This window comes from Fulvivirga kasyanovii (assembly GCF_009711405.1).
GTDB lineage: Bacteria > Bacteroidota > Bacteroidia > Cytophagales > Cyclobacteriaceae > Fulvivirga > Fulvivirga kasyanovii.
The window spans coordinates 36,159-49,519 of sequence record NZ_SMLW01000670.1; the positions used below are offsets into that span (position 1 = coordinate 36,159).

The following is a 13,361-nucleotide window of genomic DNA, read 5'->3' on the forward strand; positions in this document are numbered from 1 at the left end:
CATGGAAACTATTAAACAACAAGAAGAAGTCAAAAAGTTGGATAAGAACAGAAAAAATGAGCCACTAAAGGTATTCATCGTGGATGATGACGAATACTTTAACAATATACTGCAATCATATATAAGAAAAATAGGCCAGGAAATTAAGCAGCCTATGGAGGCGAGCGGCTTTCTCAATGGCACTGATTGCCTTAAAGAAATAAAAAAAGATCCTGATTACGTTATCCTCGATTTTTACCTGGACGAAAACAACGACATCACCCTTACAGGGTATGACGTTCTGGAAAAAATCAAAAAATACAATCCTGATATTAAAGTGATTGTGATCTCCCAGATGCATGAGTGGGAGAATTTTAAGGAGGAATTCAGACGTTTTGGGGCTTCTGATTTCCTGAAAAAGGATGATGACCTTTACGATAACCTGAAGGAGATGATGCGCCAAAGTGATATTGACCTCGAATAACCCCAAACCGCTTAAGCGATATTTACCCTTTGCTAAAAAAATTAAGGTGCCTATCATAGCAATAAAAGTTTTTAACCATCAATAAATGCTTTATTTTTAGCCGTTTGTTGATCTAAAAACGTGTATGGCGAAATTTTCTATTTATGTGGTTGAGGATGATGAGTGGTACCGGGAGTTGCTCTCGCACAACCTTTCCCTAAACCCTGATTATGAGATCCGGAAGTTTGACACTGCCAAAGCCTTCCTCGAAGAGCTGGATAAAAACCCGGACGTGGTTACGCTGGATTACCGGCTACCGGACATGGAAGGTGAAGAGGTACTCAAAAGGGTGAAAGACTATAACCCGGCGATAGAGGTCATTATCATCTCTGAACAGGAGAAAATAGAAACGGCCGTCAACCTGCTGAACCTGGGTGCCTATGACTACATTGTCAAATCGCGCGACATCAGGGACAAGCTGCTGAATACGGTCAACAATATCAGAAAGCAATCGCACCTGCAGGCCAAAGTAGATACGCTACAGAAGGAGGTGCAGAAAAAATATAGTTTTGCCAACAGTATTATCGGCAGCAGTGAGAGTATTAAAAAGGTATTTACGCTCATTGATAAAGCCATTGGCAATAACATCAGTGTAACCATTACGGGAGAAACCGGTACCGGTAAGGAACTCGCGGCCAAGGCCATTCATTACAATTCCCCCAGAAAAAACTTCCCTTTTGTGGCGGTAAACGTGGCAGCCATTCCTAAAGAGCTTATTGAAAGCGAGCTTTTCGGACATGAAAAGGGCGCTTTTACCGGGGCCAACTTTCGCCGCATAGGCAAGTTTGAAGAGGCGGACAAAGGTACCCTCTTCCTTGATGAGATCGGAGAAATGGACCTGACGCTCCAAGCCAAGCTACTGAGGGCGCTGCAAGAGAAAGAAGTGACCCGGATCGGGAGCAACAAAATAGTAAAAACCGATTGCCGCATCATAGTAGCAACACATAAAAACCTACTGAAAGAGGTAAAGGAAGGCAGGTTCCGCGAAGACCTCTACTACAGGCTGTTTGGACTTACCATAGAAATGCCTCCCCTTCGCATGCGGGATAAGGACATTATAATATTGGCAAAGCATTTCATTCAGGCTTTTTGCAAAGAAAATAAGCAAGAGGTGCCGGTGCTAACCAACAAAGCCCAAAAAAAGCTGCTTAACTATAGCTTCCCCGGCAATGTGCGTGAGCTCAAATCTATAGTAGAGCTGGCTACGGTAATGTCAAACAACAATGAGATCACCGAAGATGATATCAACTTTAGTAATAACGAAGAGCTGTACGACCCTCCTATCTCTGGCATGACGCTGAAAGAACACACCACCAGGATCATAAAACTATACCTTAAAAAGCACGAAAACAACATAAAAGAAGCTGCCAAAGAGCTGGATATTGGCTATTCTACCATATACAGGGTACTCAGAAATGAAAAAGTAGATGACGATGAATAAGGTTTTGTCAAAATGACAAAACCCATGACAGGATTTATTACCTTGCGCCCTTTATTCCCCTTAAGCCCAAATCTATCATGAAAAACATACTCTTTTCAGCCGCTTTACTGGTAATAGCCCTTTTAATTGCGTGTGACTCGAAAGAAAAAGAGCAGAACACTGAAGTCTCTGAAAATGAAATAGTTGCTAAAGACTCTACCGTATCAGGAAACACCTTAACCGATGAGCAAATTGAAAAAATAAAGGAGTTTCATGCCACATTCACGGATGTATATGCTTTCACGCTGGAGGAAACCCTTACTAACTTTCAAGGTGAAGCCAATGTTGACAGTGAAATAGATGTATGGATGCATATGGCAGATGCCTATAAAAATTATATCAACAGCCAGCCGGATAGCCTGGGGCTTGACACCAAAAAAGAGGCTTATAAATTGATCCTGCTGAGATCTATGATGTCAGACGAGGAAACGCTTCAAAATGCCAAATTGAAAATCCTTTCTACAGAGCAGGCCAAGGAGGTTTTAACCCACTACAGTCAAGAGCCTGATCGGCTGGATGATTTCACTTCCAATTGATCACCTCGTTTTGGTCCGTTTCTGCCTGAACAGCTCATTATCGATCTCCACTGACTGATAGATCAAATCGCGCAACATAAAAGTGTCAATCTCATCGGCACTTTTAAAATTTTTGCTGGCGGTTTGCTTTTTCTCTGCCTTATTGAGGTAGCCACCATCATCGATCTGCGAACCGTAGCAAAACCCTAATGAAACGCCAGACCGCAGTCCTCCCCAGGGCACTGCTGCCGGCCAGAGATACAAAAGCCGGTAATGCCGGTAGTAAAATGGCACATTGTAGGCCAACTTTTCCTTCACTTCCGGTATAGTTTCCAGTACCAGCGTCCTCAGCCGCTCTACAATAGCCAGCTCATTCTCAGGAAGGTAATCCAGAAAATCATCAATATTCCTGAAATCTACTTTTTGTATCTTGCTCATACTCCAAATACCTCAAGGGCTTTTAATCAAAACTACTACTACTCAAACATTTGGCGAAGCTCTCTCTGAGGAAATTACTGCACAAATTGTCTTTTCAAATTTGCAAAAGTTGTCAAAATGAAAAGAATTTCGAAATACCAATATAATTTAAATATCTGATTATCAATCAATTACAATATTTAAATCATTTGGAACGGGATTTGGCATAATGACTACCAAGCGAAAAGGAAACGCTAAATGATAACGGATGAACTTAATCAGTAACATAAAAATAGTTATAGTAGAAGACGACCAGTATTATGCTGAGTCTTTAAGAGCTCATATACAAAATCACCTTGTCAAAGCAGAATCCAATTTGACTTTTGATATCAAGCATTACATTTCTGCAGAAGGTTGCCTGAATGGCCTGGAGAAAAACATTGATATCATCATCCTTGATTATAATCTTGAGAGTACATCGGCACACCTGCACTATAGTGGAGAGGAGCTGCTGAAGATTATCAATGGGTTCTGCAATGATTGTAAAGTGATCATTGTATCGGGGCAGAAAGACCAGGATGTGGCCATTGAACTATTTCAAATAGGCATATACGAGTACATCGAAAAGGACGAGGATACATTGATACGTCTGTCATCGACACTCAGGAGAGCAATAAGAGACAAAATTTTAGACCACTATATATAACCAAAAAGGCTGATGCCGCCTTTGATGGCATCGATTTGAAAATTAACAACTAAATGCAAAAACAATGAAAAAGATGAAGAACTATATAGCAGTATTATTATTGGCCCCAGTATTTGTGGCTTGTAATCAGAAAAAAGTAGATGAGTTGACCGCTGAAAACCAGGAATTGTCCACTCAAAAACAAGAATTAAGCACTGAGCTTGAAGCGTACATGAAGACCTTCAACGATATTGAAGCTAACCTTAAAGAAATTAAGGAAAGAGAAGAAAACATCAACCTGAGCACTTCTGACAATGTGGAGTATAAAGAAGGTGATTCTAAAGCTGCTGTCGTAAAGGACATTCAGGCAATCAACACTCTGATGGCTGAAAACAGACAAAAAATGGATGAGCTACAGAGCAAGCTGAACACTAACAGTGCGGAGTTTAAGAGACTGGTAGGCAACCTCAACAGAAGAATTAAAGAAAAAGATGAGGAGCTCGTAGCTCTGAAGGAAGATCTTGAAAACCTGAATATTGAGAAAGAGCAGCTTGCCAAAAATGTTGAAAACCTGACTTATACAGTCGATACGCTTTCAACTATTAAGAGTGAGCAATCTGAAATGATCGCTACGCAAACTCAGAAAATCGAGAACCAGACTGAAGCCCTCAATACCGCTTATGTGGCCATAGGTACTTACAAAGACCTTGAAGAGGAAAAGGTAGTGACTAAGGAAGGTGGACTTTTAGGAATTGGTCGTACAGAGAAACTGAAAAGCGATTTTAATGACAAAGCTTTCAGCAAAATTGATAAAACTAAAGTGAACAGTATCCCTGTATTTGCCAAAAAGATTGAGCTGGTTACCAGCCACCCTGAAGGTTCTTACGAGTTATCAGTAAATGAAGAAGAAGAAATTGAAAAGCTGGTAATTCTTGATCCTGATAAATTCTGGAATTCTTCCAAATACCTTGTAGTTGTGGTTAACTAAAACCTGACCCGCTATAAACCGAGGCTGTCTTAAAAAGTTGTGATCCCGGGGAGTTTAAACTCTCGTCTTTTCCACTGGCAAAGAGGCATTTACTCCCGGAATCCATAACTTTAGAGGACAGCCTCATTTTATGGGTTTTATTGTAGATAAATTTCTACGATATTCGTTTTATAAATACACAATTTACTCCAATAAAACAGCACTTGTTACGTATAAACATAAGCTGGTTTGTTGGCATATTATTTACTAATTAAAAGACGTATTAAAAAATTATAGAAACACTTATGGCACCAATATTTTCAAACACACTTTACCGCTCTTCAAGGGTAATATTATTTGCCTTTGTGGCGATTATGATGATCGGGGGAATCGGCTGTAAAAGTAAAAAGAAAGCAGGCGATGTAACTGATACGGCTGCCGAAAAGGCAAAAATGGAGCAGGAAGCATTAGAAAGGGAAAAACAACGTGCAGAAGAAGAAAGGCGCAGGGCCGAGGAAGAAAGACTGGCCAGGGAGAAAGCCAGGGAAGAAGCAGAAGCCCCTGCCAATAAGCTCAACACTTACTTTAGTGCTATAACCAATGCAAGCAGCACTACCTCTGCAAACCAGACTATTAACGAAGCATTAACTTTATTTGCATCACCACAGGTACCGGTGCTGATCGTGATAAGCGAAGAAAACGGCCAAAAGGACTATGACAGGCCTACTACCATCAAAGAGTACCTGAATTACCTGAAAGATCAGAAGAAAAACATGAATGAAATCGGAGACCTTCAATACGATTCATCAGGCAGGATCACCGAAGTAGAGCTTATTAAAAGAAAATAATACGGGATAAAATGAAAAAATCAATGTCAACTATGTATAGATTCAAATTCATTATAGCAGCCTTTTTCTGTCTGTTTATAATCGGCGGAGCATCTGCCCAGGATAACATTAGCCCTGAAAGAAAACAGGCGATAGACTCGCTCGCCCTTGAAAAAGTGAGGGACCTGAGCAAGTACATCAGTATTATAGGCAACAAGCAAACCCCTTTCTCGGAGGCCAACAGGGTAATGGACCGCGCAGAGGAACTATTCGCAGAAGGCAGTGAAATGGGCGTATCATCACTGAACAGTAAGGAGATCAATTACTACAAGGTGCGCCAGTACTTTGAAAGGCTTATGGCCCTCAACTACGACAGGGTAAACATCAAGTGGTACGACATCCACTACATCTCCGACCTGGAGCGCCAGCCTGATGGCCGGTATGTAGGTGTGGTAACTATCTACCAACGCTTTGAAGGTACTTCCGACGATGGTATGAGCTACAAGGATACCACCAAAAAAGACATCACTATTTATGTAGAAAGAAAGAAAACCCAAATCCAGGGCAGAACAATTGAATTCTGGGATGTATTATTGGGCGACATCAGAGTGACCGAAACCACCGCATAACATTAAACAACCATGGGCTTCTGCGAATTAAAGAAAGCGTAAAGCCCATGGTTTATTTTTGCTCAAGTGAAGAATTCTTGCTGCTCCGGTTGTGAGTTATGAAGAAGAGGCAAAAAAAGGCTAATATTGCGCCCGCGGCCTGATCTCAATACTCAATACTAACATCTCAATATAAAACATGCACATGAAATTATTGAACCGTTCCTTTTTAGTAACATTCCTGATCATTGCACTCTCCTACAGCCACTCACAGGCTCAGATTGTGGACGATATGGACGATGAAAGCCGCCTGTATGCAGAAACCAAACAGGTCAATCAGTTTTTCAGGCGCTTCAACGGAGAGGAAGATGAAAAAGGTGAGCGGTACTATGCCCGGGACAAGGAATACCGCGACCCGAAGCTGCGCAAAAAGTACATAAGCATACTGTTTGATGCTTCAAACCGCAATGTGAAAGACGACCTCAAAGCCCAGTTTACAGAGCATGTTACCAATAAAACCAGCCCTATTGTACTTGATTTCCATGGTGATAACTGGTTTTCGCAGGTTACTACTACATTCACTTACAAAGGACGCGAAAGAACGTTCATTCTCTTCATGAAGCTGGAGCAGGAAAAGCTGGGTTACAAATGGGTGATCTATAAAGTGTATTCGGATGTTTTCCGTGACTACATGAAAAAAGACACTTCTTTAGGCAAGTTTTTGCACCCCCTGAGCCATGAGCTTGACTTCATGAACCTGCGCAAAGCACTTGACGATGGCTCTACGGCTACTCAGTTCACCATTAAAGATTACCGCCCTGACTACCTGACCCTGTTTCTGTATGAAATAAAGAATGGCAACCTGAAATTTAAAACCATACAAAACGTAAAATTCCACTTCTTTCAGGTTCCTGGCTGGTATTTTGAGCTGTCAGAATTCAACCGGGCCGGCTATAATACGGGCTGGCTCATATCCGACCTTATTAAAGTTGCTGATAAGGACAAAGACCTTTTGAGAAAGTATATCTATTATGAAGATCAGTAAAACCCTCTTTGTTGCGTGCCTTTTTCTGGCATCTTTTGGCTTTTCTACAAGTTTATTCGCGCAAAGCAGCAGTATCCAACAAGAAGAGATTGCCGAGCATGAGGCAAAAGTGAAGGATATTGTCGCTTTTCTGGAATATGTGCTCAACACGCTGGGTAACAGGTCAACCTCTGCCCGTGACAAAGATGTGATCGTTAGCGAAAGCTATACTAAAATATTCAGGGATCCGGAGGTGCAGGTGGAAGACGACCTGGATGAAGCACGTGATGTAATTACCTACAAAAACGTACAGGCTTACCTGAAAGATGTCGACTTCTTCTTTAAAGGGGTGAAATTCGATTTCAACATCGAAGACATCAGCCATTATGTCAACGATCAGGGTGAGTTGTTCTTCAAAGTATCCTTGACCCGCAACCTTAAAGGTATAGGCATAGAAGGAGACTCCGTGAATAACACCAAAAAACGGTTTGTCGAGATCAATCTTAACCCTGAGTCTCAAGACCTGAAGATTGCCAGTATCTACACCAATGAGTTTAGCCAGAAAGAGGCCCTCGCCCGATGGTGGAAAGACCTCTCCTATGAGTGGAAGGCCATTTTCAAAAGAAAGGTAGAACTGATAGCCGATGCCACACCCAGCGACATAAAAAATATTTCCCTGATCAGTGAGCTGGACATTTCCGGTAATCAATACATCACCAACATTGAACCCCTATCGCAACTGTCAAACCTTACCCGGTTGGATATTTCCGGCACCAACATCAGTGACCTGAAGCCCATCAGAAACCTGACGAGGCTGGAGGAACTTAACATTTCAAACACACAGGTGAGCAACCTTGAACCTCTGAAATATGCAGGGGCATTGAGGTACCTTGAATTAATCAATACACCTGTAAAGGATATCACCACTTTGAAAAGGCTGGGCAAACTACAGTCGTTAAACCTAACAGGAACGGAGGTTTCAGATGTCTCTCCTATTACCGGGATCACCGGTCTGAAAAACCTGCAATTGGCGCACACTCCACTGTTTAGCATAGAGGTACTTAAACCTGCAAAAGGCCTTGAGGAGCTGAACATCAGTTCAACGAATGTCTCAACCCTCTCGCCGGCTTCTGAGCTAAAAGAATTAAGGATCATAAAAGCTGACAGTACACCGGTGGCTTCACTCACACCACTAAGCGGGCTGAATGCGTTGAAAATCATTTCTGTAAACTATACCACCGTATCGGACCTCTCCCCGCTAAGCGAGTTGCCCGAGCTTGAGCGTGTCTATTGCGACCGAACGGTTATAACCAAAGAAGCAGCCAGTGAGTTTATGGCCGAAAATCCCGGAGTGCTGGTCATATTCGAATCGGAAGACCTGAAAAACTGGTGGGCAAGCCTGCCGGTATCCTGGAAAACTATTTTCGAAAAATCTGTAAATATTCAAAACCAGAAACCTACAAAAGAGGAACTGGCGAAGATAACGGCCCTGGATTCTGTTAATATTTCTGACAACCTGTACATTCAGAGTATAGAGCCGCTCACTAAGCTTCGCAAGCTGGAAACGATCATTCTCAGCAACACGGCAGTATTTGACCTAACACCACTGGAAGGTTTGCGCAATGTAAGCTACCTCGATGTATCGAATACCGAAGTAAACAATTTTGCTCCTGTAGCTTCGCTAAGCAGGTTGCATACATTCAAAGCCAATAAAACGGAGCTGCCTAACCTGGATGACCTGAGCAACCTCAGCAGGCTTCGGGAGGTAGAGGTTGACCACACCCTTGTCAATGAGGTGCATGTGCAGCCCTTTGTCAGCAACCACCCTGAGTGCCTGGTCATATTCAAAACAGAATACCTGAAAGCCTGGTGGGAAGACCTTGACCCTGCCTGGAGAAGTATTTTTTCAACGCAGACTACCCTGAACAGCTCCCCTACCAAACAGCAGCTTCACAAGCTCATAGAGCTGGAGGTGATACAGTTTTCAGAAGTACCTGTAAGTGATCTTACGCCTTTGAAAAACTTTTTGAATGTGAAAGAGCTTATGTTTTCAGGAACGGCGGTTTCTGATCTGACGCCAATTACTGAGTTTAAATCGCTGGAGAAACTCCAGATCAGCAAAAGCCCCGTCAACAATATTTCTCCTTTGGCTAACTTTGCGAAGCTGACCGTGCTGGATATTTCCAACACGCCGGTGAGTGATCTGGATGCTATTTCAGAACTTGGGGACCTGACGGAATTAAACTGTTCCGGTACGCAGATCAAAAGACTGAGGGCACTGGATAATCTGGCCAACCTGCATGTGCTGGACTGCTCTAATACCAGCGTAAAGCGATTGGATGAAGTAGTACACCTGGACCTGCGCGTTTTAAAATGCTACAACACCAGGGTGTCGTCGAGAAGAGTTGAAGAATTTAAGCAGTCTAACCCCGACTGCAATGTGATATATTATTGAGGTGATGAAAAGGACGAAGCGTCAAAAAAAAGGCAATAAAAAACAAACCACTTTAACAAAACGATTATTGAAATTAGCCCTGCTGGCCGTAATGGCACTGGCAGGCTCATTCCTGATCTTTTATTTTTCTGTAAAGCTTGGTGCATTTGGCAAGCTGCCTGACCATGCTACGCTTAAAAAAATAGAAAATAATACGGCCACCGAGATCTACAGCGCCGACAGTGTATTGATTGGTAAGTTTTACATTCAGGAAAGGACCCGTGCAAACTACAATGACCTTTCAGAGTTTGTAGTTGATGCTTTGGTAGCCACAGAAGATGCCCGCTTCTTTGAGCATGAAGGCATAGACTACAGAAGTCTTGCCAGGGTCTTCTTCAAAACCTTCCTTATGCTTGACAGGTCTTCCGGAGGTGGCAGTACTATCAGTCAGCAGTTGGCCAAAAACCTCTTCCCCCGAAAAGACCATGGCTGGTTATCTATTCCTGTAAGTAAAGTAAAGGAAGCCATCATTGCCCACAGGCTTGAGTCTATTTACTCCAAAGAGGAAATACTTACGCTATACCTCAACACTGTTCCTTTTGGGGACAATGTGTATGGTATCGAAATGGCCGCCCGCCGATTTTTTAATAAGAAGACCAAAAATCTTAACGCCCAGGAAGCTGCCGTGCTCATCGGTATGCTAAAAGCAAACTACAGCTATAACCCAAGGCTTTATCCTGAGAATTCGCTCGCACGTCGTAATGTGGTACTGTACCAAATGGCCAAATATGACTACATAACAGAGGCTGCCTACGACTCGCTAAGCAAACTGCCACTGGAGCTGGACTACACGAAAATCACGCACAATTCCGGTATCGCTACCTACTTTAGGGAGCACTTGCGCAAAGAGCTGGAGCAGTGGTGCGAAAGCCACTCCAAACCGGATGGCAGCCAGTACAACCTGTACACAGATGGCCTGAAAATATATACAACCATCGATTCCAGACTGCAAAAGTATGCGGAAGAGGCCATGGCCAGGCATATGAGCGACCTGCAGGCGGTATTCAACAAGCACTGGGCCAGCACTAACTCCTGGAGCAGCAATCAGGAGCTGATTGCTCAGGCTTTGAAAAACACGACCCGCTACAAAAGCATGAAAGAAAAAGGTCTCTCTGAAAAGGAGATCATGAAAGCGCTGCAAGAGCCGGTACCCATGAAAATATATAAATGGCAAGGTGAACAGGAAGTAAAAATGTCTCCGATGGATTCGGTTAAGCATTACCTGACGTTTTTGCAAACGGGCGTGCTCGCCATGGATCCTAAAAATGGAGATATTAAGGCCTGGGTGGGTGGTATTAATTATGAATATTTCAAATACGACCATGTAAACAGAAATACAAAACGTCAGGTGGGATCGACCTTTAAGCCTTTTGTGTATGCTGCGGCTCTGGAAAAAGGCATGAACCCTTGCAGGTACATTTCTGGCGAAAAAGTAACTTATACCAACCTTGCAGACTGGTCTCCCGGCAATGCGGATGAGGAAGAGTATGATATGAAATACACCTTCAAAGGAGCATTGGCCAAGTCGGTAAATACGGTAACCATACGGGTGCTTGAAGATGTGGGCATTCCTGCCACCATATCCCTGGCGCAAAAGGCAGGGATAGACTCAGAATTACCCGAAGTGCCTTCCATAGCTTTAGGAACGGCAAACATCTCACTCATGGAAATGGTTACGGCTTACTGTGCTTTTGCCAATGGAGGCTTTGCCGTTAAGCCCAGATACCTGGCAGCCATAGCCGATAACTCGGGAAAAACGCTTGACCTTTTCAAGGCCGATCTTACAAGGGAGCGGATCATTACTAAAGAAACGGCCATGATCATGAATGCCATGCTTCAGGATGTAGTTAATGAAGGCACCGCAGGCAGCTACAGGTGGAAATACCATATGAAGCATGAGCTGGCCGGCAAAACGGGCACTACGCAATCCAACACGGATGGCTGGTTCATAGGCTATAATCCTGAAATGGTGGTAGGTGCCTGGGTGGGTGCTGACAATCCTGCCGTACGTTTTCGTTCTACAAGCCTCGGCTCGGGCGCCAGCACGGCCATGCCTATCGTAGCCAAATATTTTCACAAAATGCAGTCTGACCCTCAATTCAAAAGGCAGGGCAATGCAGCATTCCCGGAAATGCCGGATTATGTCGCGAGAAGTATTGACTGCGGCTCTGAGAAAGAGGATAAGGTTTTCATGGAATGGCTCTTCGGCGATAAAAAGGATGGTGAAAAGAAGACTACTTTCGATGATAAAAATAATTCGGAAGAGGGCCAAAAGAAGAAAAACATCTTTGATAAGATAGGCGGCATTTTCAAAAAGAAAAAAGACAAATAAACCCTGTGATTTGGCACGGGTTTCTCGTGCCTCCATTCAATCTTATTCTATACCATTGTAGAATACCCTAGACACTATTCGCATAAAAACTACTGAATAACAGCAAGTTATAACGCTGGCATCTTTTTAGAAGCTTTATAGACAGAGAAATTGATTAAAGCACCAAAATTTAAATATTATGAAAAAGGTAATTCAAAATCTGACTATAGCTTCTGTATGCCTGCTGTTACTGGCTACCTGCGGGCCTACTGTTACTACTACCAAAACTGCCGATGTAGACTTGGGCAAATACCAAACTTACGCATGGCTACCCAATGGTGACAGCGTTGATAACCACCGCTACAATAGCAAGCAGCTCAACCAGGCGATTGTATCAGAAGTTAACCAGGAAATGCAACTAAAAGGTTATACCCTCGACAGAACTAATCCGGACCTGTTGGTATTGGTACATACCATGTTTGACGAGGAAACCAATGTCGTAAGGGAACCGGTTTATGCAACCTATGATTATTATGCTCCTAACATGTACATAGACCCTTACTACAACGATTATTACTATTATGATTACAATACCGTATCAAGAGTAGTAGGCTATGATGTAGACAGGGTGAGATATACAGAAGGCACACTCGTTATTGACATTATTGACCAAAATACAAACAATGTAGTGTGGAGAGGACGTGCCGATGATTATATCGAGCCTTACAATGTAAGGGCCGAGGTACAGGAATATGTAGAGGAGATATTTGAGGAATATCCGGTATAGGCCTAAGCACAAATAAATTGATTTACAGGCGATCCAATTTTGGGTCGTCTTTTTTATTATCCTGGCAAATTTACTTTTAGATGGACGCTTACAGAGCCAAATTGCGGCTTTATTAAATTTTCAAAAGTTTGGTAAAGCTTATTGCTTAGCAATACTGACAGTAGTAGTACGGCCAAACAGCAGATATTTCACCTTTACGAGGGCTGAGTTGTACTGGCAGGGAAAATGGACTGCTTTCTACATTTCAATCGAGATTTTCACTTTACCTCCAAGTCCCTTTTCAACTATGTCAAATAAGGTCTTTAGCGTCAAGTTACTTCCATCATTTTCGATTCTGGAGATGTATGTTCGTTTTTTGTCAACAAGTTGCCCTAGCTGTTCCTGTGTCAAATGTCTTGCTTCCCGAGCTTGCCGAAGCAGTAGTCCGATTTTAAAGCTTTCAACTTCTCTATCAAGAGCATCCCGCCTTTCCGTCCCTTTTTGACCATAGACAGAGTCTTTGATAACTCTCCATGATTTTGTATTAGGATTTTTCGTCATAGTACTGTTTCTTTAGTTTTATGGCTTTGTCAATCTCTTTTTTAGGGGTTTTTTGGCTCTTTTTCTGAAATCCATTTAGTAAAATGACTAGTTGTCCATTATCAAAAAAGCAAAATACCCTCCAAATGTTCGACCCTAACTGAATTCGCGCCTCATACAGTCCTTCAGTGTTGGTTAGATGTTTTAAATACCGTTCTGGTATAT

General features: G+C 42.7%; 14 protein-coding genes. 11 read left to right on the forward strand and 3 right to left on the reverse strand.

Annotated features, from left to right (window positions below; genetic code table 11):
- Position 1: 1 nt before the first annotated feature.
- The 3 genes from E1163_RS27425 (at position 2) to E1163_RS27435 (ending at position 2,518) form a co-directional block, all read left to right on the forward strand.
- Positions 2-463, forward strand: a complete 462-nt coding sequence (locus E1163_RS27425) for a response regulator (RefSeq protein ID WP_155176478.1) — start codon at positions 2-4, stop codon at positions 461-463.
- Between the two features lie 124 nt (positions 464-587).
- The gene (locus E1163_RS27430) at positions 588-1,943 is read left to right on the forward strand and encodes a sigma-54-dependent transcriptional regulator (protein WP_155176480.1); all 1,356 of its coding nucleotides are present in this window, start codon (positions 588-590) and stop codon (positions 1,941-1,943) included.
- Between the two features lie 77 nt (positions 1,944-2,020).
- Entirely contained in the window at positions 2,021-2,518 is a 498-nt protein-coding gene (locus tag E1163_RS27435) for a hypothetical protein (protein ID WP_155176482.1), read from the forward strand.
- Here E1163_RS27435 and E1163_RS27440 read toward each other — a convergent pair whose 3' ends face one another.
- On the reverse strand, positions 2,519-2,935 hold the full coding sequence (locus E1163_RS27440; RefSeq protein WP_155176484.1) for a DUF1801 domain-containing protein: 417 nt from the start codon (positions 2,933-2,935) through the stop codon (positions 2,519-2,521).
- 247 nt (positions 2,936-3,182) lie between these two features.
- Between E1163_RS27440 and E1163_RS27445 the strand changes: the two genes are divergently transcribed.
- From E1163_RS27445 to E1163_RS27480, 8 genes are all read left to right on the forward strand, one after another.
- Positions 3,183-3,620: a response regulator gene (locus E1163_RS27445; protein ID WP_155176485.1), complete on the forward strand. Its 438-nt coding sequence runs from the start codon at positions 3,183-3,185 to the stop codon at positions 3,618-3,620.
- Between the two features lie 64 nt (positions 3,621-3,684).
- Complete coding sequence (locus E1163_RS27450; protein ID WP_185156233.1) at positions 3,685-4,587, forward strand: Cbp1 family collagen-binding glycoprotein adhesin; 903 nt, start codon at positions 3,685-3,687, stop codon at positions 4,585-4,587.
- A gap of 284 nt (positions 4,588-4,871) precedes the next feature.
- On the forward strand, positions 4,872-5,414 hold the full coding sequence (locus E1163_RS27455) for a nucleoid-structuring protein H-NS (RefSeq protein ID WP_155176489.1): 543 nt from the start codon (positions 4,872-4,874) through the stop codon (positions 5,412-5,414).
- Positions 5,415-5,446: 32 nt separating this feature from the next.
- Entirely contained in the window at positions 5,447-6,022 is a 576-nt protein-coding gene (locus E1163_RS27460; protein WP_155176491.1) for a hypothetical protein, read from the forward strand.
- A gap of 184 nt (positions 6,023-6,206) precedes the next feature.
- Positions 6,207-7,046, forward strand: coding sequence for a hypothetical protein (locus tag E1163_RS27465; RefSeq protein WP_155176492.1), 840 nt, complete (start codon positions 6,207-6,209; stop codon positions 7,044-7,046).
- Positions 7,033-9,480, forward strand: coding sequence for a leucine-rich repeat domain-containing protein (locus tag E1163_RS27470; RefSeq protein WP_155176494.1), 2,448 nt, complete (start codon positions 7,033-7,035; stop codon positions 9,478-9,480). Before E1163_RS27465 ends, E1163_RS27470 begins: the two co-directional genes overlap by 14 nt.
- Positions 9,481-9,547: 67 nt before the next feature.
- Entirely contained in the window at positions 9,548-11,851 is a 2,304-nt protein-coding gene (locus tag E1163_RS27475) for a penicillin-binding protein 1A (protein WP_246223940.1), read from the forward strand.
- Between the two features lie 178 nt (positions 11,852-12,029).
- Positions 12,030-12,617: a DUF4136 domain-containing protein gene (locus E1163_RS27480; RefSeq protein WP_155176498.1), complete on the forward strand. Its 588-nt coding sequence runs from the start codon at positions 12,030-12,032 to the stop codon at positions 12,615-12,617.
- Between the two features lie 237 nt (positions 12,618-12,854).
- Here the strand turns inward: E1163_RS27480 and E1163_RS27485 are convergent, their stop codons facing one another.
- Positions 12,855-13,157 carry a helix-turn-helix transcriptional regulator gene (locus tag E1163_RS27485; protein ID WP_155176500.1) on the reverse strand — a complete coding sequence of 101 codons (303 nt, stop codon included), beginning with the start codon at positions 13,155-13,157 and terminating at the stop codon, positions 12,855-12,857.
- Positions 13,141-13,361 (reverse strand): type II toxin-antitoxin system RelE/ParE family toxin (locus E1163_RS27490; RefSeq protein ID WP_185156234.1); only part of this gene is annotated, 221 nt, incomplete at its 5' end. The genes E1163_RS27490 and E1163_RS27485, both read right to left, overlap by 17 nt.

Bases quoted from the DNA above. Each gene is read 5' to 3' on its own strand.
- E1163_RS27425 (WP_155176478.1), top strand. From the start codon at position 2: ATGGAAACTATTAAACAACAAGAAGAAGTCAAAAAGTTGGATAAGAAC.
- E1163_RS27430 (WP_155176480.1), top strand. From the start codon at position 588: ATGGCGAAATTTTCTATTTATGTGGTTGAGGATGATGAGTGGTACCGG.
- E1163_RS27435 (WP_155176482.1), top strand. From the start codon at position 2,021: ATGAAAAACATACTCTTTTCAGCCGCTTTACTGGTAATAGCCCTTTTA.
- E1163_RS27440 (WP_155176484.1), bottom strand. From the start codon at position 2,935: ATGAGCAAGATACAAAAAGTAGATTTCAGGAATATTGATGATTTTCTG.
- E1163_RS27445 (WP_155176485.1), top strand. From the start codon at position 3,183: ATGAACTTAATCAGTAACATAAAAATAGTTATAGTAGAAGACGACCAG.
- E1163_RS27450 (WP_185156233.1), top strand. From the start codon at position 3,685: ATGAAAAAGATGAAGAACTATATAGCAGTATTATTATTGGCCCCAGTA.
- E1163_RS27455 (WP_155176489.1), top strand. From the start codon at position 4,872: ATGGCACCAATATTTTCAAACACACTTTACCGCTCTTCAAGGGTAATA.
- E1163_RS27460 (WP_155176491.1), top strand. From the start codon at position 5,447: ATGTATAGATTCAAATTCATTATAGCAGCCTTTTTCTGTCTGTTTATA.
- E1163_RS27465 (WP_155176492.1), top strand. From the start codon at position 6,207: ATGAAATTATTGAACCGTTCCTTTTTAGTAACATTCCTGATCATTGCA.
- E1163_RS27470 (WP_155176494.1), top strand. From the start codon at position 7,033: ATGAAGATCAGTAAAACCCTCTTTGTTGCGTGCCTTTTTCTGGCATCT.
- E1163_RS27480 (WP_155176498.1), top strand. From the start codon at position 12,030: ATGAAAAAGGTAATTCAAAATCTGACTATAGCTTCTGTATGCCTGCTG.
- E1163_RS27485 (WP_155176500.1), bottom strand. From the start codon at position 13,157: ATGACGAAAAATCCTAATACAAAATCATGGAGAGTTATCAAAGACTCT.